The 21,249-nt window shown below is 41.0% G+C and carries 18 protein-coding genes, 2 tRNA genes, 2 rRNA genes and 2 pseudogenes (1 of these 24 only partly in view); 11 read left to right on the top strand and 13 right to left on the bottom strand.

Going from position 1 to position 21,249, the window contains the following annotated elements:
* From AC2D3N_RS09965 to acsF, 5 genes are all read right to left on the bottom strand, one after another.
* Window positions 1-1,286: ribosomal RNA gene (locus AC2D3N_RS09965) — 23S ribosomal RNA — on the bottom strand (it extends 1,601 nt beyond the left edge of the window).
* Between the two features lie 210 nt (window positions 1,287-1,496).
* Window positions 1,497-1,569: transfer RNA gene (locus AC2D3N_RS09960), tRNA-Ala, on the bottom strand.
* Between the two features lie 13 nt (window positions 1,570-1,582).
* Window positions 1,583-1,656: transfer RNA gene (locus AC2D3N_RS09955), tRNA-Ile, on the bottom strand.
* A gap of 118 nt (window positions 1,657-1,774) precedes the next feature.
* Window positions 1,775-3,265, bottom strand: a 16S ribosomal RNA gene (locus AC2D3N_RS09950).
* The 16S and 23S rRNA genes sit together here with 2 tRNA genes alongside, the layout of an rRNA operon.
* A 517-nt stretch (window positions 3,266-3,782) precedes the next feature.
* A complete protein-coding gene (gene acsF, locus AC2D3N_RS09945; protein ID WP_079677015.1) occupies window positions 3,783-4,859 on the bottom strand; it encodes a magnesium-protoporphyrin IX monomethyl ester (oxidative) cyclase in 1,077 nt (358 codons plus the stop codon).
* A gap of 242 nt (window positions 4,860-5,101) precedes the next feature.
* Here acsF and AC2D3N_RS09940 point away from each other — a divergent pair, with 242 nt between their 5' ends.
* From AC2D3N_RS09940 to AC2D3N_RS09915, 6 genes are all read left to right on the top strand, one after another.
* The gene (locus tag AC2D3N_RS09940) at window positions 5,102-5,233 is read left to right on the top strand and encodes a hypothetical protein (RefSeq protein WP_484692719.1); all 132 of its coding nucleotides are present in this window, start codon (window positions 5,102-5,104) and stop codon (window positions 5,231-5,233) included.
* A gap of 320 nt (window positions 5,234-5,553) precedes the next feature.
* The gene (locus tag AC2D3N_RS09935; protein WP_079677017.1) at window positions 5,554-6,648 is read left to right on the top strand and encodes a permease; all 1,095 of its coding nucleotides are present in this window, start codon (window positions 5,554-5,556) and stop codon (window positions 6,646-6,648) included.
* Between the two features lie 24 nt (window positions 6,649-6,672).
* Window positions 6,673-7,467 (top strand): TIGR03943 family putative permease subunit, encoded by a 795-nt coding sequence (locus tag AC2D3N_RS09930; protein WP_484693511.1) that lies wholly within the window; start codon window positions 6,673-6,675, stop codon window positions 7,465-7,467.
* A gap of 39 nt (window positions 7,468-7,506) precedes the next feature.
* On the top strand, window positions 7,507-9,030 hold the full coding sequence (locus AC2D3N_RS09925; RefSeq protein ID WP_484693510.1) for a hypothetical protein: 1,524 nt from the start codon (window positions 7,507-7,509) through the stop codon (window positions 9,028-9,030).
* A gap of 74 nt (window positions 9,031-9,104) precedes the next feature.
* Window positions 9,105-10,118 carry a succinate dehydrogenase/fumarate reductase iron-sulfur subunit gene (locus AC2D3N_RS09920; RefSeq protein WP_484693509.1) on the top strand — a complete coding sequence of 338 codons (1,014 nt, stop codon included), beginning with the start codon at window positions 9,105-9,107 and terminating at the stop codon, window positions 10,116-10,118.
* Window positions 10,115-10,294, top strand: a complete 180-nt coding sequence (locus AC2D3N_RS09915; protein WP_079677021.1) for a chlorophyll a/b-binding protein — start codon at window positions 10,115-10,117, stop codon at window positions 10,292-10,294. Before AC2D3N_RS09920 ends, AC2D3N_RS09915 begins: the two co-directional genes overlap by 4 nt.
* 91 nt (window positions 10,295-10,385) lie before the next feature.
* Here AC2D3N_RS09915 and AC2D3N_RS09910 read toward each other — a convergent pair.
* Window positions 10,386-11,616: pseudogene (locus tag AC2D3N_RS09910) on the bottom strand (molybdopterin molybdotransferase MoeA).
* Between the two features lie 232 nt (window positions 11,617-11,848).
* Between AC2D3N_RS09910 and AC2D3N_RS09905 the strand changes: the two are divergent.
* Window positions 11,849-12,115: a hypothetical protein gene (locus AC2D3N_RS09905; protein WP_144017648.1), complete on the top strand. Its 267-nt coding sequence runs from the start codon at window positions 11,849-11,851 to the stop codon at window positions 12,113-12,115.
* 211 nt (window positions 12,116-12,326) lie between these two features.
* On the opposite strand, the gene AC2D3N_RS09900 is transcribed toward AC2D3N_RS09905, so the two are convergent.
* On the bottom strand, window positions 12,327-12,695 hold the full coding sequence (locus AC2D3N_RS09900) for a phage holin family protein (protein ID WP_079677024.1): 369 nt from the start codon (window positions 12,693-12,695) through the stop codon (window positions 12,327-12,329).
* Window positions 12,696-12,845: 150 nt separating this feature from the next.
* A complete protein-coding gene (ychF, locus tag AC2D3N_RS09895; RefSeq protein WP_484693508.1) occupies window positions 12,846-13,937 on the bottom strand; it encodes a redox-regulated ATPase YchF in 1,092 nt (363 codons plus the stop codon).
* A 203-nt stretch (window positions 13,938-14,140) separates the two neighbouring features.
* On the opposite strand from ychF, the gene AC2D3N_RS09890 reads away from it, so the two are divergent.
* On the top strand, window positions 14,141-15,214 hold the full coding sequence (locus AC2D3N_RS09890; RefSeq protein ID WP_484693507.1) for a DNA cytosine methyltransferase: 1,074 nt from the start codon (window positions 14,141-14,143) through the stop codon (window positions 15,212-15,214).
* Window positions 15,211-16,320 carry a hypothetical protein gene (locus AC2D3N_RS09885; RefSeq protein WP_484693506.1) on the top strand — a complete coding sequence of 370 codons (1,110 nt, stop codon included), beginning with the start codon at window positions 15,211-15,213 and terminating at the stop codon, window positions 16,318-16,320. The genes AC2D3N_RS09890 and AC2D3N_RS09885 overlap by 4 nt, the downstream gene beginning before the upstream one ends.
* A 130-nt stretch (window positions 16,321-16,450) precedes the next feature.
* Here the strand turns inward: AC2D3N_RS09885 and AC2D3N_RS09880 are convergent, their stop codons facing one another.
* The 5 genes and pseudogenes from AC2D3N_RS09880 to AC2D3N_RS09860 all read right to left on the bottom strand — a co-directional run bounded on the left by AC2D3N_RS09880 (window position 16,451) and on the right by AC2D3N_RS09860 (window position 18,763).
* Entirely contained in the window at window positions 16,451-16,609 is a 159-nt protein-coding gene (locus AC2D3N_RS09880; protein ID WP_484693505.1) for a hypothetical protein, read from the bottom strand.
* Window positions 16,610-16,639: 30 nt separating this feature from the next.
* Window positions 16,640-16,690: pseudogene (locus AC2D3N_RS09875) on the bottom strand (hypothetical protein); the annotation flags it as partial.
* Window positions 16,680-17,189 carry an energy-coupling factor ABC transporter ATP-binding protein gene (locus AC2D3N_RS09870; RefSeq protein WP_484693504.1) on the bottom strand — a complete coding sequence of 170 codons (510 nt, stop codon included), beginning with the start codon at window positions 17,187-17,189 and terminating at the stop codon, window positions 16,680-16,682. The gene AC2D3N_RS09870 and the pseudogene AC2D3N_RS09875, both read right to left, overlap by 11 nt.
* Window positions 17,176-17,832 carry an energy-coupling factor transporter transmembrane component T family protein gene (locus AC2D3N_RS09865; RefSeq protein ID WP_484693503.1) on the bottom strand — a complete coding sequence of 219 codons (657 nt, stop codon included), beginning with the start codon at window positions 17,830-17,832 and terminating at the stop codon, window positions 17,176-17,178. Before AC2D3N_RS09865 ends, AC2D3N_RS09870 begins: the two co-directional genes overlap by 14 nt.
* A 7-nt stretch (window positions 17,833-17,839) precedes the next feature.
* Window positions 17,840-18,763: an energy-coupling factor ABC transporter permease gene (locus AC2D3N_RS09860; RefSeq protein ID WP_079677028.1), complete on the bottom strand. Its 924-nt coding sequence runs from the start codon at window positions 18,761-18,763 to the stop codon at window positions 17,840-17,842.
* Between the two features lie 285 nt (window positions 18,764-19,048).
* Between AC2D3N_RS09860 and AC2D3N_RS09855 the strand changes: the two genes are divergently transcribed.
* Window positions 19,049-20,521, top strand: a complete 1,473-nt coding sequence (locus AC2D3N_RS09855) for an aminotransferase class I/II-fold pyridoxal phosphate-dependent enzyme (RefSeq protein WP_484693502.1) — start codon at window positions 19,049-19,051, stop codon at window positions 20,519-20,521.
* Between the two features lie 78 nt (window positions 20,522-20,599).
* A complete protein-coding gene (gene cbiT / locus AC2D3N_RS09850; RefSeq protein ID WP_079677030.1) occupies window positions 20,600-21,199 on the top strand; it encodes a precorrin-6Y C5,15-methyltransferase subunit CbiT in 600 nt (199 codons plus the stop codon).
* Window positions 21,200-21,249 lie beyond the last annotated feature (50 nt).

Genomic DNA, 21,249 nt, shown 5'->3' with positions numbered 1-21,249 from the left:
GCTACTCAAGCCGACATTCTCACTTCTGGTTCGTCCACACCTGCTTCCGCTAGTGCTTCTCCCTACGCCAGAACGCTCCCCTACCAATACAATAAATCATATTCCACAGCTTCGGTACACCACTTAGCCCCGTTCATTTTCGGCGCGGCAACGCTTGACCAGTGAGCTATTACGCACTCTTTTAAGGTTGGCTGCTTCTAGGCAAACCTCCTGGTTGTCTAAGCATTCCCACCTCCTTTCTCACTTAGTGGTGATTTGGGGACCTTAGCTGGTGGTCTGGGCTGTTTCCCTCTTGACGATGGAGCTTATCCCCCACCGTCTGACTGGTTGTTCTTCCTCTGGGTATTCAGAGTTTGTCTCGATTTGGTACCGCTCTCGCAGCCCGCACCGAAACAGTGCTTTACCCCCCAGATTTTTCCACAACCGCTGTGCCTCAACACATTTCGGGGAGAACCAGCTAGCTCCGGGTTCGATTGGCATTTCACCCCTAACCACACCTCATCCGCCGATTTTTCAACATCGGTCGGTTCGGACCTTCAATTGGTTTTACCCAAGCTTCATCCTGGACATGGTTAGATCACCCGGGTTCGGGTCTAAAAACAATGACTTCTTCGCCCTCTTCAGACTCGCTTTCGCTTGGGCTGCGACATTTTCTGTCTTAACCTGCCATTGCCTTTAACTCGCCGGCTCATGCTTCAACAGGCACGCGGTCATCCGTTAAATCGGACTCCCACTGCTTGTAAGCTGACGGTTTCAGGTTCTATTTCACTCCCCTTCCGGGGTTCTTTTCACCTTTCCCTCACGGTACTGTTTCTCTATCGGTCACACAGGAGTATTTAGCCTTACCTCGTGGTCGAGGCGGATTCACACGGACTTTCACGGGCTCCGTGCTACTCGGGATTCAGCTAGGCTCTTTGAGTTTTCGACTACGGGACTTTCACCCTCTCTGGTGCAGGTTTCATCTGCTTTGTCTAACTCTCTAAGTCCAGTGTCGCTGTCCCACTACCCCAACAGGTAAACCTGTTGGTTTAGGCTGTTTCCCTTTCGCTCACCACTACTCGGGAAATCGCTTTTGCTTTCTTTTCCTCGGGCTACTAAGATGTTTCAGTTCGCCCGGTTCGCTCATGCCCACTTATTTGATTCGGTGGGCTGTTTTTGGGTTGCCCCATTCGGACACCTCCGGCTCATTGCTCGCTTCCAGCTCCCCGGAGTTTATCGTCGGTCGCCACGTCCTTCTTCGCCTCTGTGTGCCAAGGTTTCCACCGTCAGCCCTTTCTATCTTGACCACTTTCTCTTTTTCAGAGATTTTCTGTTCGTTTCCGAACTCCTGAACACCAGAACTTTTCCGGGTTTCTTATTCCCGGTTCTGGTTTCATTAATTTGATCCCTTTTGATTCTTCTATGCAGTTTTCAAGGTTCTGGCTGGAACTTTTCCCAGCATTTACTCTTTCTTGTCGGAAAGCTGTAGTGCTGATTTGTTCTAGGAATATTTTCAGTGGAGGTAAGCGGACTCGAACCGCTGACATCTGCCTTGCAAAGGCAGCGCTCTACCAACTGAGCTATACCCCCACATTGGTTTAGGTGGGCCATCCTGGACTTGAACCAGGGACCTCACCCTTATCAGGGGTGCGCTCTAACCACCTGAGCTAATAGCCCTTTTTCCGAACTTTAAAATACGTTTGAAAGTCTCTTTTTTCCTAGTACGACCTGGGATGACTTTTGAGGGTGCTATATTTGTTGGATTCAACACTCAACTCAAAAGTAGGTCTCCCTAAAAGGAGGTGATCCAGCCACACCTTCCGGTACGGCTACCTTGTTACGACTTCACCCCAGTCATCAACCCCGCCTTCGGCACCCTCCCCCCTTACGGGTTAGAGTAATGACTTCGGGCGTGGCTCACTTCCATGGTGTGACGGGCGGTGTGTACAAGGCCCGGGAACGGATTCACCGCAGTATGCTGACCTGCGATTACTAGCGATTCCTCCTTCATGCAGGCGAGTTGCAGCCTGCAATCTGAACTGTGCCAGGGTTTAAGAGGTTCGCTCTCCCTCGCGGGTTGGCTGCTCTCTGTCCCTCGCATTGTAGTACGTGTGTCGCCCAGGACGTAAGGGCCATGCTGACTTGACGTCATCCTCACCTTCCTCCGGTTTGTCACCGGCAGTCTCGCTAGAGTTCCCAACTTAATGATGGCAACTAACGACGAGGGTTGCGCTCGTTGCGGGACTTAACCCAACATCTCACGACACGAGCTGACGACAGCCATGCAGCACCTGTCTTCTGGTTCCTTTCGGCACTCCCACCTTTCAGCAGGATTCCAGAGATGTCAAGTCCTGGTAAGGTTCTTCGCGTTGCATCGAATTAAACCACATACTCCACCGCTTGTGCGGGCCCCCGTCAATTCCTTTGAGTTTCACACTTGCGTGCGTACTCCCCAGGCGGGAAACTTAACGCGTTAGCTTCGGCACGGCCCGGGTCGATACAGGCCACACCTAGTTTCCATCGTTTACCGCTAGGACTACTGGGGTATCTAATCCCATTCGCTCCCCTAGCTTTCGTCCCTCAGTGTCAGTTATAGCCCAGCAGAGCGCCTTCGCCACCGGTGTTCTTCCTGATCTCTACGCATTTCACCGCTACACCAGGAATTCCCTCTGCCCCTACTACACTCTAGTCTTACAGTTTCCACTGCCTTTACGAAGTTAAGCCTCGCTCTTTAACAGCAGACTTGATTGACTACCTACGGACTCTTTACGCCCAATCATTCCGGATAACGCTTGCATCCCCCGTATTACCGCGGCTGCTGGCACGGAGTTAGCCGATGCTTTTTCCTCAGGTACCGTCATTGAGTTCTTCCCTGAGAAAAGGGGTTGACAATCCAAGAACCTTCCTCCCCCACGCGGTCTTGCTCCGTCAGGCTTTCGCCCATTGCGGAAAATTCCCCACTGCTGCCTCCCGTAGGAGTCTGGGCCGTGTCTCAGTCCCAGTGTGGCTGATCATCCTCTCAGACCAGCTACTGATCGTCGCCTTGGTAAGCCTTTACCTTACCAACTAGCTAATCAGACGCAAGCCCCTCTCTAGGCGATAAATCTTTTACCTTTCGGCTCATCCGGGTTTAGCAGTCGTTTCCAACTGTTGTCCCCGTCCTAGAGGCAGGTTCTTACGTGTTACTCACCCGTCCGCCACTAAATCCCGAAGGATTCCGTTCGACTTGCATGTGTTAAGCAGACCGCCAGCGTTCATCCTGAGCCAGGATCAAACTCTCCATTTTGAAGAATCTGTTAGCTCTTATCTTGACTAATTTAATTAGTCATGTTATTTTCGAGTCATCAACTTTACAGTTGACTCCTCTGTTAGTTTTTTTGACTAGGAGTTTGTAAATTCGACTTTCAAACGTATTCTTTTTTCTAGGTTCGGTGCGCCCTCGTCGCTTTCGTTTCTCGAGCGCATTTACCAATATATCTAACCTCCTAGGGTTTGTCAACCCTTTTTTCCATCTTTTTTTGTTTTTTTCTAAACCCTTCTGATGTAAGGGTTTGGGCTAGGTCGGGTTGGGCAAGCTCAACAGAACAACTGGGCGCTCAACAAAGTTCCGCAAAAAGTTGTCAGACATGGGGGTGATAGCAGTTTTAAACAAAGTTACGACTTTTTAGCCTACGGAAAATCAGGGTTTTCCTTTAGAGGGACAAAAGAGGTGTCTAGTTAAGTTCGGTCGAAATTAGATTAGAAAAAGGGGTTCTGTGTTTACAGAACCCCCCAAGGCTTAATTGAGATCGTGAAATTACTTATTAATAAACAGCACCTTGAGATCCGGTAAGATCAATCGGTTTCATGAAGTACAGTTTACCTAACTGCCATCCATTAGACAGATAATAGGGCAGTTTTTGGAAGAACTGAACCAATTTAGGACTGCCAGAATTAGTAATAGCACTCAACTGTTGGTTATTCTGGACACAAACATCTAACCGGTTATAGAACTCAGGATTACTCACATCCAGCATCACAGGGAAAACACGACCTGCGGTTTGATTGGTTTTTTCAATGACGTGAATATCATAATCCCGGGCATTTAAACCTAGACAAGCGTAGAAGTCCGCCCGTTGTAAATCGTTTAAATACATGGTCGCAAACACAGATAATAGGAAGAAACGACACCAGAGTTTCGCCTTCCAATCATTCAGCATTTGAGGTTGAGATTGCATGATGGCATCAAAGAAATCGCCATGACGGTTCTCATCCTGACACCAATTTTCAAAGAAACGGAAAATCGGGTAAATTCGGCTTTCAGGATGGGCTTCCAAATGCCGATAAATAGTGATATAGCGCCAATATCCGATTTTTTCGGACAAATAGGTGGCGTAAAAAATAAATTTCGGTTTAAAAAACGTGTATTGATGGTTTTTGGTCAAAAATCCTAAGTCTAAGGAGAGGTTAAAATCGGACATCGCTTTATTCAGAAAACCCGCATGACGAGCTTCATCGCGAGACATCAATTCAAAACACTCTGCTAAAACCGGGCTTTTTCCCTTGAGACGACGGCTGAGTTCTTTATAGAGCAGGAAACCTGAAAATTCGGCAGTGCACGAACGCTCCAAAAATTCGATGAACAAACCCCGGGTATCTCCATCAATATGATCCCAGGATTGGTCAAATTGTGCATCTCGGACAAAGTGATGGCGGTTGTAGTCTACGCGAAACTCCTCCAAAATGGCTAAGAGTTCTTCCTCGTTGACGGAGATGTCCATTTTCTCCATTTCCTCAAAATCCGTCGTATAGAAACGAGGGGTGAGGATAGTTTCCTTAGCTGGGCTTTTTACCCCAGGTCGGATTTCATCAAAAGCGGGTTTCTTCAGGGAATCTACCATGTCTGTTGGATCTCTTTCTTATCGCGGTGTGTCTTAAAGTTAGGAGTTCACGGGACATTCCGCCCGTCACCCCGCTTGAGGTTAGGCTGAATTTTTGACATCCTCACCGCCGTAAAACGGACGATGATTCCTAAACTTCACAATTCAGGTTTCTGCTTCTTAGCAACTGCCTCTACCCACAAGGAGTTTTCTGGTCTTATGTTCGCTCCACAGACTATCCCCGCAAGCCCTGCGGTTCTTATATGTCGAAGTCTCAAAAAGAGAATTCTGAAGTTTGTGTTGATTCTAGGGGTGGACTGCCCATTGCCCTATCCTCATTTTCCCGGTCTACCGATTTTTCTGCGCCGCCAGTACAACTGGGCTTCGCTCGTTAGGCTGTCTGAATCCATCGTCACGGGTGGGCCAGTGACCATCTACAATTCTAACACAAAGCCGTCGTAGAACGACGGGGTTTCTACCCATTTTTTCGATGATTAATATTAAGAATTGCAACAAAGTCAGGGATTGATTGACAATTGACCGTGAGCGGTTGATTCAATTTCTATCCGATAGCCGTACTTTTAATCCCTTCTGGCAATCGAGGCCCAACATCTGCTAAGTTGGATAGGGAATCTAGTCACTAAATCGCTCAACTCCCATGGTCTCAATGATCCCCTGGATCGCAGAATTGTTTTGTCCTTCCCATAGGTAACGGATGCCAGCAACATTCATCCATCAATTTAGTAGTGGTTTTACCCTATTTCTCAGCTTACTGGTAGAAGCGATCCCCTTTCTAATGTTAGGGGTTTTGTTTTCCAGTGTGCTGTTGTGGTTTGTCGATGAACAGAAACTTTTGTCTTATATTCCCCCCCATCCCCTGTTAGGGGCATTTGCGGGGAGTTTAGTCGGGTTTCTATTTCCCGTGTGTGAATGTGGGAACGTTCCGGTGGCCCGGCGCTTAATTTTACAGGGAGTTCCCTCCTCGGTAGCCATTGGGTTTTTATTTGCGGCTCCCACTATTAACCCCATCGTGATCTGGTCAACCTGGGTTGCCTTCCGAGATCAGCCGGAAATCGTGGTTTTACGGGTTTTATTCTCTTTAACCATTGCTACGACTTTAGGCTGGTTATTTGGTGTCCAGAAGGATTTAAGACCCCTGGTGCAACCCATGATCGCCCGGGCTTTACCTATTGCTGACCTGGCTGTCCCTCCCCCCTCGGATATATTGGTTTCTCCCTTACTCCAGTCGGGAACCTATTTTTTAGGGGAGTCGGCGCAACCTACTCGCCTAGAGTCCCTTCCCGCCTGGAAAACTCAAAACCTGCTGAAAACCAAAAAAAAAGCATCTGTTAGTGTTAAACCTTCCCGTCCTCATTGGAAAACAATATTTTTGACCCCGACAAAAGAGCGTTGGGGTTCAATGTTGGAAAATATGGTGCAGGAATTTCGAGAATTAGGGGGAGTATTAGTCTTAGGAAGTTTTATCGCTGCTGTGATCCAAGTTGCAGTTCCCCGGGAATTTATTCTAAATTTAGGTCAAAGTCCCGTCACATCGATTCTGGCAATGTTATTGTTAGCGGGAGTTGTTTCTATTTGTTCAACGGTTGATTCCTTTTTTGCTCTATCTTTTTCCTCTGCGTTTACGAGTGGCTCGCTGTTAGCATTTTTAGTATTTGGGCCGATGATTGATATTAAAACCGTGGGATTAATGTTATCGGTTTTTAAGGCTCGGGCGGTTTTTTATCTGGTGATTCTTGCCTTTCAGTTAACCTTTTTATTCACCCTGATTGTTAACTTAAATTTCAGTTAATTTGGCTTTGGAGTTCCACCCAATATGACGCACCTGACTCAACGACTGACCCGCTTCTACAATAGATTTTCACTCTTGTTAGAAAACCCTTGGTTAGATGTAGTTGCCCTGTTCGTTTGGGGAATTTTATTATTAAAATATTGGATTAGTGGAAAACTCTACATTCTCATCCATCCCAACTATTTTGGGTTGTCGATCGCAGCCGGTATTATACTACTGGTTTTAGGAGGATTAAAAGCTCAACAAATTATTCAACAAAGCTCCCGCAGTCCCTCAGCTTCCGTAGAACATATCAGCTTATTTCCTAAAGGCTGGGGTAGTTTATTATTAATCATAACTGCCTGTTTGGGATTATGGATTACCCCCCAAACCTTCGGAGCACAAACGGCATTACAACGAGGTTTAACTGAATCTTTACCCATAACTCGCGCTCAACCCCAAGAGTTTAGGACAGCGGTTAAGCCCGAAAATCGTTCTTTAGTAGAATGGATTCGATTACTCAATCTTAATCCTGAACCGGATAGTTATACAGGTCAAAAGGCAAAAATCACTGGGTTTGTGATCCATCCTCCAGATGTATCTAACAATTATATTTGGTTAGGGCGATTTATTCTCACCTGTTGTGCGGCGGACGCTTATCCCGTAGGACTTCCGGTTTTACTTCCCGAAGGCAAATCTCGGGAATTATATCCCCAAGATACTTGGTTAGAAATTGAAGGCAAAATGTTTACAGAAACTTTTAATAACCAACGGAAATTAACTTTAAAAGCTGAAACAGTTAAAGCCATTCTCCCGCCCAAAAATCCCTACGATTATTAAACCGTAGTAAGCCCGACCGGGCTGATTATACTCAATCCTATGAACAATACTTTCTCAAAGTTTAAACAATTAAAATGGGTTGAACCCTTAGATAAAGCCGCTTGGGTTTTAATCACAGTTTTAACCGTATTAATCGGAATAGTTTTATTAACAGGCGATCGCACCACCCCCCAAGTCAAAGAATTTAGTTGGCAAAACAAACAAATTGGGGCAGAAGATATGGGATTTTTAATTAATTTTAATCGTCCCATGAATCGAGAAAGTGTAGAAAAAAACTTTCAAATCGATCCACCTTTACCTGGTAAAATCAGTTGGGCAGGACGACGCATGGCCTATACTTTATCAGAACCTGTACCCTATGGAACCCCATTTAGTGTGCAGTTAAAAGGTGCTAGAGATCATTTATATGGCGATAAACAAGGAACATTAATTCAACCCTTTACTGGCTTTTTTAGAAGTCGTGATCGCGCCTTTGCTTATATTGGAGTGCAGGGAAATCAAGAAGGAAAATTGGTTTTAGTAAATCTCAGTGAAAAAGAACCTAAACCCATTATTTTAACGCCTGAAGATTTAGTTGTTTTAGATTTTAAACTCTATCCTAAAGGCGATAAAATTCTCTTTTCTGCTATTAATAAATCTGAACAAAAAAAAGGATCAATTTCACCTGAATTATATACTGTCACCACAGGAATTAATCCTCAATCCCCAGGAGAAAACCCTCAACCAGCCCAACCAGTCGGAAAAATTGAAAAGATTTTAGATGCTAAATATTATCGAAATTTAAAATTTGATTTATCCCCAGATGGTAAAATTATTGTGGTTCAAAGGGTCAGTCAAACCAATCCTAATGATGCGAGTCCTTGGTTTATTGAAAGCGGAAAATCTCCTAAACCTTTAAATATACAGGGTGGAGACTTTTTAATTGCCCCGGATAGTCAATCTTTGGTTATTGCTCAAGGGCCTGATTTAACAACCATTTTACCTCTAAAACCTGATGCAAAACCCCTAGAATTTTTACCAAAATTTGGTCGAGTTTTAGGATTTGCCAAGGATGGTAGTGCTGCGGCGATGTTAAAATTTAATCCCGATGGGACGCGATCGCTATTTATAGTTAATAACCAAGGACAAGAACTTGAACTTTATCGCACCCCTCCTTTTGGGAATATCATTAGTGCCGAATTTGACCCCAGTAATAGCCTGTTATATTGTTTAATTACCGAAGTTTTGGATAATCCCCAAGTCTATAAAGAACAGCCTTATATTGTAGCAATTGATATCAAAACTAAACAAGTTGTTCCCTTTGTGATTTTACCTAATCAACAAGAAATTAATATCAGTTTATCTCCCGATGGATTAGCCTTACTTTTTGACCAAACCGTTATTGAAATGGGAGAATCAGATAATCTAAATCAATCCACAAAAACTCAAGCAGGAGATACAATTAAAACCAGTCGCATCTGGATTTTACCCTTAATGATAGATACGCCTACCGATGGTTCCAAACCTCAAGTTAAACCAGAAGAATTGCCCTTTTTTGGTTTCCATCCCCAATGGCTACCCTAAAATAGTAGTAAGCCCTTTAGGGCTAAGAGAGTCCTAAAGGACTCACTACGAAATTAACTAATTAGTGCAAAAATATGAGAGTTAAGTTTAATATTGTCCGCCAAAGTCCTAATACCTCAAGGCAGGTGCAAAGTTATCTCCTCGATGTTGAACCAGGAAATACTATTTTAGATTGTCTTAACCGAATTAAATGGGAACAAGACGGGACTTTAGCGTTTAGAAAAAACTGTCGCAATACCATTTGTGGCAGTTGTTCCATGGGAATTAATGGCCGTTCTGCGTTAGCTTGTAAAGAAAATATTGGCAGTGAAGTCGCCCGTTTACAAAAAATTGCCGAGGCGAATTCCGGTCAAACCCCCTCAAACGATATCCCAGAAATGACCATTGCCCCCATGGGAAATTTACCCGTGATCAAAGATTTGGTGGTGGACATGAGCCGTTTTTGGGATAACTTACAAACCGTTGAACCCTATATTAGTACCGCCGGACGGGCTATTCCTGAACGGGAATTTCTGCAAACCCCAGAAGAACGAGCCCAACTTGACCAAATGGGCAACTGTATCCTCTGTGGAGCTTGTTACTCCGAGTGCAACGCCGTCGAAGTTAACCCCGATTTTGTGGGGCCCCACGCCCTTGCTAAAGCGCAACGGATGGTAGCGGACTCCCGGGATGCCAAAACCGAACAACGTCTGGAACAGTATAGCGAAGGAACTAACGGGGTTTGGGGTTGTACCCGTTGCTTTAACTGTAACTCCGTGTGTCCGATGGAGGTCGCCCCCCTGGATCAGATTACTAAAATTAAACATGAAATCCTAGAACGCAAAGATGCCAGCGCCAGTCGTCCCATTCGCCACCGCAAGGTTTTAGTGGAATTGGTAAAACAGGGGGGTTGGGTAGATGAACGCAAATTTGCTGTAATGGTAGTTGGGAATTATTTCCGCGATCTCAAGGGGTTACTCAGCTTAGGGCCCGTGGGAATGCGGGTGATCATGCGGGGTAAATTTCCCTTGACCTTTGAACCCTCTGAAGGCACAGAAACGGTGCGATCGCTCATTCAATCTATTCAAGACCTAGAAAAACAACCATGACTTCTTCAACACCTTCTACTCCAGTCCAACCCAACCCCCAACCCGAACCCGCCATGGGTTGGACTCGTTACGCCGAACAAATTAACGGCCGTTTTGCCATGTTGGGATTTGTTCTATTAATTGTATTAGAATTTTTCACTCATCAAGATTTATTCACTTGGTTGGGTTTACGTTAGATTTTGTAGAGGCGTTTTATATAACGTCTCTACATATATTTATGACCGCATATTCCAAACAATTCTTTTTGTTGTAAACTTAGAAATCAAATCAACGAACTTTCAAGACCTTAACAATATCACCCGGATTAATTTGAGATTGACCTATCGGTAAAACCGCTAACCCGGTTGTTTGTGCCAAATTAATTAAATTGCCAGAAATTTGACTTCCGGGGGCTAATTGAAACTCATATTCCCCATCTACTAAACATAATTGACCCCATACATAAATTTCTCGTTTTCCTCCTCCTTTTAACTCTTGACGCGATCGCGCCTTTATAAATTCCGGCCCCCAAAACTGAGATAATAACCCCGATTGTTTTTTAATTGCAGGTTGGACAAACCGCCAGAAAGTTACTAAAGCAGAAACCGGATTTCCGGGTAAACCAAAATATAAACAATTCGGGAATTTGGCTACCGTTAAAGGTTTTCCGGGTTTAATCGCAACAGATTGAATATGAATTGTTCCACCCAAGTCCGTTAAAATTTCCTCAACATAATCATAATCCCCAACAGAAACCCCCCCGGTTGAGATCACCATATCGGCTGTTTCTATCGCTTGAGAAATTGCTTTTTTTAACACCTCCGGTCGATCAGGAATTATCCCTAATTCGATCACTTCCGCCCCTAAATTCCTGACCACCGCTGCCAAGGCATACTGATTAGAGTCTACTAATTGTCCCCGTTTTAAAGGGGTATCGGGCGTAACTAATTCATCCCCCGTTGATAATAACGCCACTCGCAAGCGTCGATAAACCGGAACCTGGGTACATTGTGCCGCCGCTAACACCGCAATCTCCACAGCATCCAAAGGAATGCCAGGAGTAAGCAGGGGTTTCTCCAGCTTTGTAATACGATCCTTGATGTCGAACAAAAGCCTGGGGTTTGGGAGCCGATAAAATTTTAACCTGATTTCCGTCCCGTTTTGTTTCCTCCTGTATCACAATGGTATCCGCACCATTTGGAATACAAGATCCCGTAAAAATTCGGGCAGCTTGTCCCATTTGAATCGTAGATTTGGGAGCAGATCCAGCCGGGATTTCTTCAATAATTTCTAATAATTTGGGATGGTCTATGGAAGCATCCGCAACATCTTCATATCGGACTGCATATCCATCCATTGCTGAATTATCCCAATGGGGAAAATCCAATGAACTTACGACCGATTTAGCCAAAACTCGACTAGCAACTTGAGTCATTGCCACCCCTTCTTGATCGATTTCAGTATTCAGAGGTTGGACTAAATTTAATATTATTGATTCTGCTTGTTCTACAGGTAACATTATTTTTTATAGGATTAACTAAGGTTCACTATCTCCTCCGTCCAGCCCTTGGTGATACAGATCACAAAAAAATAGGGAATTGATCATCATCCTTCCCAGATGAGCGTCACTGAAATTTATCATAACTTTGGCCATAATTAGAGGAGAATCAAATAAACTAAACACTAATCACAGCAATCTCTGAGTTTTAGGATTAGAATTTATCAACCTCTCGCCTTACTGTGATATGACCATGATAAAACCAAACCGGACTAAAAGTATCATCCCCGATCCCGAGGATTGGATCACAGAGCATTATGTACTAGCGAGTTTTGCTAACACCCTGAGTACCCTAAAACAACTTTTAGGGGATGAAGACACCCAAATCGATCACAAAATTTCCTACAACCACGAAGGCGAATTAGTAATTGGAACTGCAACCCGAAATCTGTTAAAAGAAAGCTACGGCGATGACCATTGGCAGTATGTCGAAAATTACCTGTCGGTGTATGAATATTAGAGATTAGGTGATCAAATTCAACTCTTTATCCTTGTCTATATAAAAGGATAAATTATTTGGCATGATTATGATTAAAAATACAGGAATTACGCAGCTAGGCTATATTTAGATTAGCAGGGGCTACGAATGTTGGGTTGTTGATGTAAATAAAACTGATAAAGGTGCATCCCTGGGGTTAAATTCGTTATTCTCTGGTTAGCTTAAATTAGAACTATCTGATACCGACTTGTGCTAATACCTGAAACAGAACTGAATTAATAAAACTCAGGGCTAAAGCTCCAATTACAGCACTCCAAATTCCCCAACGCAAGCGAAATCCTTCCACAAGTTTAGCTGCTAAGGCAAACATGGCAACGTTGAGAAGAAATGAAACAAAAGATCCGGCAAAAATCAAAGTTGCTGGAAGCAAAATTAATCCTAAAATCGGACGGACTAAAGCATTAACAATTCCAAAAACCGCCGCCGAAATTAAGGCTTTTTTAAAATCCTCAATTTCAACCCCAGTAAATTGACTCAGTAAAGCAATCAAATATAAGCTAACGGCTGTTACTAACCAAGCAATTAACAAACTAACTAACATTTTGAGAACTCCAGTATTCTTATAACGCCTGATTCTACTCCTAATTCATCACAGTCTGAAGATAAAATTATAAAATCTTTATTTTTCCTTAATAAAATTTAAAAAAACTCGCCCCGCACCATTCATTAGTACGGGGTTAACCTTCAGAAATTAAACATTAAATCGGAATAACAGCACATCTCCCTCTTGGACAATGTATTCTTTTCCTTCACTGCGAACTAATCCTTTTTCCTTTGCAGCATTCATAGAGCCCGTCGCCACTAAATCCTGATAAGCTACGGTTTCCGCCCGAATAAATCCCCGTTCAAAATCAGAGTGAATCACTCCTGCGGCTTGGGGTGCAGACATTCCGGCTTTAATTGTCCAGGCGCGAGTTTCTTTCGGGCCCGTGGTTAAATAAGTGCGTAATCCTAATAATTCATAAGTCGCTCTAATTAGGGATTTTAACCCCCCTTCTTCTACTCCTAAAGAGGCTAAAAAGTCCGTTCGTTCTGCTTCGGATAAATCCACTAATTCCGCTTCTACCTGTGCCGAAATAACGACTACTTGAGCATTGTCTAATTTAGCAACTTCTCGAACTTTTTCAACTTGGGCATTTCCCGTTGCTAAATCATCTTCTGAGACATTAGTTGCATAAATAACGGGTTTTTGAGTGACTAAACCTAAGCCTTTCACCGCTTCTAATTCTTCTTCTGTTAATACAGCTTGACGGGCGGGTTTTCCTTCATTTAATAAAACCGCAATTTTTTCTAACCCTGTCACTTCGAGTTGTGCTTCTTTACTGGTTCTCGCCTGTTTACGGGCGCGGTCAATCCGTCGTTCAACTTGAGATAAATCTGACAAGGCTAATTCTAAATTAATAATATCAATATCTCGCAAGGGATCAACTGAACCCGCAACGTGAATAATATCATCATTTTCAAAGCAGCGAACCACATGAACAATGGCATCCACTTCTCGAATATGGGATAAAAATTGATTTCCTAACCCTTCTCCTTGACTCGCTCCTTTGACTAACCCAGCAATGTCTACAAATTCAATTCGAGTGGGGATAATTTGTTCCGACTTGGAGATTTTTGCTAATACATTTAACCGTTCATCGGGAACTGCGACAACGCCGACATTCGGTTCAATAGTACAAAAAGGAAAGTTCGCCGCCGTTGCCTTAGCATTGGCAACTAAAGCGTTAAATAATGTCGATTTACCAACGTTGGGAAGTCCAACAATTCCGGCTCTTAGCATGGGTTCGATGTTTAAGTTAAACGTTCAATAGAATACTTGATTTATTATTATAAACCTTTTAGGGACAAATTTAACAAATTTCTACTTGAGCAGAATTGAAACCGTATTAGGATACAATCAATGGGGTGTGAGCGTCCTGGCTCGCCAGTTATCACCTAACAGTTTATAAACGCTCACAAAACATACTATATTTGAGTTAAAATATGGATAATTCTCTTAAAATAGCGGATTTATTTTCTGGAATTGGGGGGTTAAGATTGGCTTTTGAAAAGGCTGATTATCAATCTGTTTATTCTTGTGAAAAAGATCCTGCTTGTCAATCAGTTTATTTTAATAATTTTGGAGAACAGCCAGAGGCAGATATTACTAAAATTGATTATAATAATCTTCCTAAATTTGATGTATTAACTGCCGGATTTCCTTGTCAACCCTTTAGTATTTGTGGAAAACGCCAGGGGTTTCAAGATACCAGAGGAACCCTATTTTTTCATATTTGTGAAATTATAGCCATCCATCATCCCAGAGTTGTTGTCTTGGAAAATGTGAAGCATTTGTTACATCATGATCAGGGAAAAACCCTCAAGACTATTTTATATTCTTTAGAAGATTTGGGCTATGCTGTGGATTATAAATTATTGAATGCTAAAGACTTTGGACTGCCACAAAATCGAGAGCGTTTAATCATTGTAGCTTGCAAAGATCAAAAATTTTATTTCTCAAAATTGCAGAGGGTTTATCCTGTTCCTAAATTAAGGAGTTTTTTAGATAAAAAGGGAAATTTTGAATACTTAAACCCGGAAGAATATACGCTGATCGAGAATTATAAACAGCAGTTATCGGGTCTGATTTTTGTGGGATATCGGAATAAGAATATCTGGAAAAAAGGCATTAGACCGAATACCGAACATTTATCTCGGGTACATCATCAACCGAATCGAATTTACTCCATTGATGGAGTCCATCCCACCATTCCATCCCAGGAAACATCGGGACGTTTCTTTATTTATATTCCCGAAGAAAATCGAGTTCGTAAGTTAACTATCCAAGAATGTTATAGAATTATGGGGTTTCCCGATACGTTTAAACTGCATCCCAATTTGGGAGAATGTTATAAACAAATTGGAAATTCTGTTTGTATTCCTCTATTTCAAGAACTTGCCCTACAGATTAGAGAACAAATTTTTGGTTATTCTGATCATCAGCATTTATCAGGATGGACAGTCAAACAATCGATTAAAGAACCTATTCAACTTAAAATACCGGGACTTTTTGAATGAATATGAATTGCAAAGAAAAACTGTTGGAAATCTACAATAACGCTATTTCAATTATTGATATTGAAAATACAATTCCTGAACAGGATAAAAACTATATTTTAGAAATAGGCTCTAAGTGTAAGAGTCAGAAAGGAGTTTATACAGTTCTTGTTACATTACTGACCTATAAGATTTTGAACCCTCAACAAGATATTAGGTATCATCAATCTAATATGCCTAGTGGTTTTTCTGGTCGAGGTATAGATACACAATATATTACACCAACCCTAAAACAATTAGGTCTTCCTGCGATGGCTGAAAGTGGTTGGTTAACCCGTTCTCTTGAACAGCCTTATCCTTATACCTTAAACTATGAAGGGAAAATTAATGATAAAAATGTTAAAAAAGCGTTTTTATCTATTATTGATTATGTTCAAAACAACCCCGAAAAAGCAGAAATTTGTCTACGGTTATTGATGAATCAGGTTATAGAAGTTGCCAAGGCAAATCAAATTAACATTCTTAAATTATCTAATCCTGATAAGATGGATATTAAAACTCTGATCAATTGTCTGGATCAACATTTTAACTTTGACTATGAAACTCGTGGAGGTTCTAAACTTCCTGTCATTGCTTTCTATGCAATTTACAGTTGTTTAGTTACTGAAATTGAGAGATATAAATCCTGTACTCTCAAAATTTTGGCAAGCCATACGGCATCTGATCGAACATCTCAAAGTGCCGGAGATATTGAACTACTTGATGAGGCGGGTAATTTGTTTGAAGCAATAGAAATCAAACATGGGAAAGAAATTGATCTTCAAATGATTCATATAGCCAAAGAGAAAATTATTAAATATAATCCTCAGAGATATTTTATATTTGCGTCCAAAGATATTAAAGAATCAGAATCTAATCTGATCGAGATGGAAATTAAAAAAATAGCAGAAACTCATGGTTGTCAGATTATTTTAAATGGGATTATTCCTACTCTCAAATATTATTTGAGACTAATTATGTCGTTAGAAAAATTTATTGATGAGTATTCAAAGATTATTGAGTTAGATCAGGAAATTCAGACAATTCATAAAACCAAATGGAATCAAATTTTATCCAAATTTAATTAAAAATACTCAATTTGAGAATCTAAAAATGATATTAGATAAATTACAAGCACCTCTATGAATATCCCATATTTGTGCCAAAAATAATTATTTTATAGATGGTATTAAAGAAATCAGATTCCAGATGTATCTCTTACCAATTAGGAGGTAAACCGTGTAATTCCAACATTTCTTCATCTTGTAATAATTCCTGGGTCGGACGCTCTACGACAATTTTTCCCTGGGCTAAAATTAAGCATCTATCGGTAGTTTTTTTAATCCAATTCAGATCATGGGAAGCAATTAATATCACTTCTAAGGGTAACTCAGATAATATGTGAGCTAATTTTTTGCGCCAAGCGGGATCTAAACCGTTTGTGGGTTCATCTAATATTAAAATACTGGGTTTCTAATACTAAAATTGATGCTAATGCAGCTAGACGTTTTTGTCCTCCTGATAATTCATGGGAGGAGCGATTTTCATAATAGATTAACCCGAATTGCGATAAAACCAATCGTGCTTTTTCTTTAGCTTCGATCAGAGACATTCCATAGTTACGCAAACCAAACATCACATCTTCTAAAATAGTGGGCATAAATAATTGATCATCAGGATTTTGAAAAGCAAATCCTACCTGAAGACGAATATCAGAAAGATTTTTAGATTCTAAACTAATACCATTAATGAAAATCTGACCTGATTTGGGTAATTTTAACCCGATTAAATTTTCTAATAAAGTGCTTTTACCCGCACCCGTTGCCCCCATTAAAGCCACCCTTTCACCGGAATTTATGGTAAAAGAAATATTTTGTAAGATCGGCTCTTGTCGCGCGTATCCAAACATTAAATCTTGGACAATTAGGGTTTTTTCAGAACTATTAATTTTTGACATAGGAAAAAAATGTTAATAAACTAGCGATAGTGATCACAATAATTATGGTGAAATTATCTCTAGGTGTTGATTGAGATTCTACGGGTAATTTACCTTGATAACCCCGCAGAATCATAGCATTATAAACTCTTTCAGCCCGATCTAAACTTCGTAAATAAAGAGAACCAATCATAGCGGCACTGGTATAACGTAACCAACCGGAATAACCGGATAAACCTCGCAATTTTGCAGCTTCTTGCATTTGACGAACTTCTGAGATTAATATTTCTAAATATTGCCCAGTTAATAATATAATTTCTTGAAAGGTTGCGGGAATGGGTAAACCTTTTAATGCAATTCCTAAACTATGGGGTGGTAATGTAATGAGAAAACTATTCATGATTAGTAAACATACTAGGGAGCGAGTTACCATAAAACTGGCTTTTTCGTATCCCATGGGTAAGGCTAATAATGAAAGTAGGATTAATTCTGCCCCTAATAGTTTTGAGATAATTTTTAGGTGCGGTTTTAAAAGAATTACCCAAAAAAATGCGATCGCGCTATAGCAGCTTAATGCCCACCATACAGATGTTTTGAGTAAGGCAATTCCGATCACAAGCACAAGAGAAATCCGTAATTTAAACGGGATAGAAAATTGAATCATTGTTGAATTATAACTGATTGGGCTTACCAATTTGGAGAATCCCAAAAGCAATACCAAAACAAATTACACTTCCGATAATTCCAGAAATGCTAGTGCCAATTTCTCCTAATCCTTTGATAGTATAATCAGCGAAAGGTGTGGGAATACTAAACCGCACATTTTCGGCTAATTCACCAAAACCGTGAATTTCTGCAACCTTTTCTAAACCATCGGGCCAAGCTGATGCAAACAAGGATAATACTCCGGCAATTAATAATGTACCAATTACAGGAATTAACCATTTATTTAATTGGGGTTGATCTCCAGGTAATAAATCTGGTCTGACCGTAATTAAATAAGTTAAAATTCCGGCGGTAATTAATCCTTCGCCAATTCCAATTAAACTATGAACTCCGATCATTGCAGGTAAAATTATGGCTGCCGTAGCTGTGCCTGATAAAATCAAATTTATGGAACAAGCGATCGCAGCGGCAATAACACTAATTCCCCCGGCAATACCCGCAGCTAAAGGTAAACGAAAACGGGAACCTCCTAATAATTGTTGGAGAATTTGTGTTAGGATCCAACCTATCCAAACTCCCACAATTGCCATGTTAAAAATATTAGCTCCCAGGGCGGTAATTCCGCCATCAGCAAATAAAAAAGCTTGAATCAATAAAACTGTCGCAATGGATACAGAAGCTGCCCAAGGATTCCCTAAAATTACCGCAGCTAAAGTTCCTCCTAAAAGATGTCCACTGGTGCCTCCAGCTACCGGAAAATTAATCATTTGAGCGGCAAAAATAAACGCGGTTGTTAATCCCATAACTGGCGCATATCGTAATCCTACATTCTCGCGGGTACGCCCCAAACAAACTGCTAAAAATCCGGTGCTGGTAAGACTGGTAACAGTTGCTACTGCGGGAGAAATAAATCCATCGGGAATGTGCATAAACTAAGCCCTGATCCTTGAATTGCTGTATTAATGAATTTATCAACATTAATAGTAAATACCTTTTTTTGATAATTTGCAATCCCCTCTAGGGGTATTGTCAGTAAAAAATAGCAACAAATATCATCTAACTCTTGTATTTACTGACTTTTCCATGAGTAAAAATAAAATTCATGTTAGATGAGCGTATTTAGTAGATATATTGTAATATAGTAATATTTGGAGTTAAATTTTAGATTGTTAATATTTGCGCTTAAGCGCAACAACAACGGAGTTTTTTATTCAATGTTAGACCAATTTCAAACACCATTATTGACGGCTTTAAAAAATTGTGCCAATCAACCTGATACACCCTTTTATGCCCCCGGACATAAACGGGGACAAGGGATTTCACCTTTGTTGATAGAACTATTGGGAACTCAACTTTTTAAAGCTGATTTACCTGAATTACCTGAATTGGATAATTTATTTAATCCAGAAGGTGTAATTGCAGAAGCTCAAGATTTAGCTGCTGATGCTTTTGGGGCCGAAAAAACGTGGTTTTTAGTTAATGGATCAACCTCTGGAATTATTGCTGCTATTTTAGCTATTTGCAGAACTGGAGATAAAATTTTAGTCCCTAGAAATGCTCATCAATCTGTAATTTCAGGCTTGATTTTATCCGGTGCGATCGCAATTTTTATCCAACCCGAATATAATCCGACTTGGGATTTAGCCTATAGTATTACTCCAGAAACCGTTGCTCAAACCTTAGAACAACATCCCGATACCAAAGCTGTATTAATAGTATATCCTACTTATCAAGGAATTTGTGGAAATATTACCGAAATTTCTAAAATTACCCATCAATATAATATCCCTTTAATTGTCGATGAAGCTCACGGAGCGCATTTTAATTTTCATCCTGATTTACCAACCCCAGCCCTAAAAGCAGGAGCAGATTTAACAGTACAATCTACCCATAAAATATTGGGTTCAATGACACAATCTTCCATGCTTCATGTTCAAGGAAATTATATTGACAGAAAGCGTCTATCTCAAACCTTACAATTCCTTCAATCTACCAGTCCCAATTATATATTATTAGCCTCATTAGATGCTGCCCGTCAACAGATGGTAACCCAAGGCTATAATTTAATGAATCGAACAATATCCTTAGCACAAATAGCCAGAACGGAAATTAGCAAAATCAAAGGGTTATCTATTCTTGGAAATCCCGAATTAAAACCGACATCAGGATGTGTTAACCTAGATATTACCCGTTTAACTATTAAAGTATCAAACTTAGGAATAAGCGGGTATGAAGCCGATGAAATTCTCCGTCAACAATTCCATGTCACCGCAGAACTTCCTAGTCTTCATCACCTAACTTTTATGATTAGTTTGGGTAATACTGAAACCGATATTAACCAACTGATTAACGGATTAAAAACCCTCTCCGTTGAACACCAACTTTCTGCGACCCCCCATTCTCCCCTTAATTTCTCCCCTACACCCCACTCCGCGCCTTCTAAACCCCCTTTTTCCTGTCGGGATGCTTTTTTTGCCCAAACAGAAAAACGCCCCCTTAAAGACTGTGCAGGGTCTGTAAGTGCGGAAATTATTTGTCCCTACCCGCCTGGTATCCCCGTATTAATGCCTGGTGAAATTATCACCTCTGATGCTCTAAAATTTTTGCAACAAGTTATAGCGTTGGGTGGGAAAATAACAGGATGTAGTGATCCGAACCTGCAACAGCTTAAAATTGTTAAAGGTTAAATTAAAAATAGACAACTATTTATTTATCTCCAACCTAATCATTAAAAGTTGAAATCTCACCCCCAATTAATTCCCAAAATGTCCAAACTTTGGCCTTATGTTACCCCTGGTATTCCCGATGATTTATTTGAACAGTTGCCCGGTATTCCTTTGAGTAAGCGGGAAGTCCGTTTATTATTAGTATCCTTGATGCGATTGCAACCTGACTCAATTGTATGGGATATTGGGGCTGGAACTGGAACAATTGCGGTGGAAACGGGGCTATTATGTCCCCAAGGTCGAATTATTGCCATTGAAAGGGATGAAGATGTGGTGAATTTAATTCGAGTCAATTGTGAACGATTTGAAGTACAGAATATTGATGTAGTTGAAGGGAGTGCCCCCGAATGTTTACAAAGTATTTCCTATCTACCTCATCGGGTTTGTTTGGAAGGAGGAAAACCAATTAAAGCCATTCTGCATGAAGTTTGGAAATACTTACAACCTCAAGGAAGAATTGTAGCCACGGCATCTAACTTAGAAAGTCTTTATGCTATTTCTGAAGGGTTTGCTGAGTTACAAATCCGCAACGTTGAGGTGGTTCAATCTGCCATTAACCGATTAGAAAAACGAGGTAATCATCAAACTTTTGAATCCGTTAATCCTATGTTTATTTTAAGTGGTGAAAAAATAGATTAAATTTAAAATACGCTATAGATAACTGCCCCAGCCCGTCTTAACTTCTGACT

It is taken from the genome of Planktothrix sp. PLAVEN19ND (genome assembly GCF_057220675.1).
The sequence above is the reverse complement of the archived record's forward strand: the minus strand, read 5'-3'. Positions and strand labels throughout refer to the sequence as shown.